Below are 2,052 nucleotides of genomic sequence, written 5' to 3'. Positions count from 1 at the left end.
CTTCAAGACCTTGATCCAAGCTTGGCGCGGATAAGCTAGCTACGAAGTTCGTATCACCGGTGTAGCAAATGAATTAGATAATGAGACGCATTTACTAACGTCAAACCAACACAACCTACACCGGTACACATAACAATAAACAGGAAACACACATCATGAGTCAAACCATTCGCCTGACCATGGCACAAGCACTGGTCCGCTACTTGGCTGCACAGTTCGTCGAAGAAGATGGCGTGCAAGTGCCGTTATTTGCTGGCTGTTTTACCATCTTTGGACACGGAAATGTGGCAGGCTTTGGTGAAGCACTCTACCGTTATCGCGATCAGTTTCCGACCTTCCGTGCGCATAACGAACAAGGCATGGCACACGCCGCGATTGCTTACGCCAAGAGTAAATTCCGACGCCGTATGATGGCCGTGAGCACCAGTATCGGCCCAGGTGCCACCAACGTGGTGACGGCCGCTGCCTTAGCACACGTAAACCGACTCCCCGTACTGATTCTGCCGGGGGATTACTTTGTGAATCGTCTACCAGACCCAGTACTGCAGCAAGTAGAAGACTTTGGTGATGGTGGCGTATCGGCAAATGATTGTTTTAAACCTGTATCTCGCTACTTCGATCGTATCGTTCACCCAGCGCAATTGCTTAGTGCCTTGCCACGTGCAATCGCCACGCTGACAGACCCTGTTAATTGCGGTCCGGTGACGTTGGCACTGCCACAGGATATTCAAGCGACTGCATACGACTATCCTGAAGACTTCTTTGCACCACGGGTGATTCGTTTCCGTGCGCCGTTGCCAGAAATGACTGAACTCGAAGCGGCCGTCGCTACTTTAAAAGCAGCAAAGCGCCCGATGATTATTTCTGGTGGTGGTGTGTTATATGCCAAAGCGACCGAGCAACTGAAACGTTTTGCAGATAAACACGGTATTCCTGTCGGAGAAACCCAAGCAGGGAAGAGCGCCTTACCGTGGGATCACGCCTTGCTATCTGGCTCTGTCGGGGTAACAGGATCTACCGCTTCTAACGAACTCGCCCGCGAAGCGGATGTAATTCTAGCGGTAGGAACGCGTCTACAAGACTTTACCACCTCATCTAATAGTCTATTTACCCAAGCGAAAGTCATTAGCCTGAATGTGAATCCATTCGACACCGTGAAATGGCGCGCTCAAGAATTCTTGGCAGATGCTGGGCTTGGCTTAACCGCCATGAGCGATTGGCTAGGAAGTTGGCAAGCCGATAGTGCTTGGACCAACAAAGCCAAACAACTTAACCAGGCATGGCGCGAAACCGTGCTGGCAATTACTAGCCGTACCGAACCACCTTCAGCAGATTACCTGCCATACGATGGGGAAGTGATTGGCGCGGTACAACGCAGTGCTAACTCTACCAACACTGACATTGTGGTGTGTGCAGCAGGCACCTTACCTGCCGAACTCCACAAACTATGGCGAACCTCTTTCCCAGGTGGTTACCACATGGAATACGGCTACTCCTGCATGGGGTACGAAATTGCCGGTGGCTTGGGTGCCAAGATGGCTCGTCCAGACAAAGAAGTCGTCGTGATGGTGGGCGATGGTTCTTATCTCATGATGAACTCAGAAATCGCCACGTCAGTGATGCTCGACCACAAACTGATCATCGTCGTACAAGACAACAGCGGCTACGGATGTATTAGCCGTCTGCAAGTAAAAAGCGGCAGCGAACCCTTTAACAACATGTTGCGAGACTGCTTGGTGGGCCAACACGGCTTCCCGAAAGTCGATTTCGCCAAACATGCAGAAGCACTAGGTGCGATTGCTGAACACGTACCAAACATAGCAGGTCTCGAAGAAGCCCTACAACGTGCTCGTGCCGCTGACCGTACCTACGTGATTGTGATCGATACCGATGACCGTCGCGTGACGGAAGCAGGGGGCGCTTGGTGGGAAGTGGGTATCCCTGAAGTATCAGAAAGCCAACGTGTACGCGAAACCCGCAAAGAATACGACGAAATTAAGCGTAGTCAGAAGAAGTAAACCTACAAACATCGAACTGGTGATCAATACACCA

Annotated in this window: 1 protein-coding gene; it reads left to right on the top strand. The window is 51.2% G+C overall.

What is annotated here, in order from left to right:
* The first annotated feature begins 155 nt into the window (after positions 1 to 155).
* Complete coding sequence (gene iolD, locus LIN78_RS17930; protein ID WP_227182256.1) at positions 156 to 2,018, top strand: 3D-(3,5/4)-trihydroxycyclohexane-1,2-dione acylhydrolase (decyclizing); 1,863 nt, start codon at positions 156 to 158, stop codon at positions 2,016 to 2,018.
* The last annotated feature ends 34 nt before the right edge of the window (positions 2,019 to 2,052 follow it).

This window comes from Leeia speluncae, from assembly GCF_020564625.1.
In the GTDB taxonomy this organism is placed as follows: domain Bacteria; phylum Pseudomonadota; class Gammaproteobacteria; order Burkholderiales; family Leeiaceae; genus Leeia; species Leeia speluncae.
Note: the sequence above shows the minus strand (reverse complement) of the source record. Positions and strands in the feature narration are given on the sequence as shown.

Coding starts and splice junctions, on each gene's coding strand:
- iolD (WP_227182256.1), top strand. CDS start 156: ATGAGTCAAACCATTCGCCTGACCATGGCACAAGCACTGGTCCGCTAC.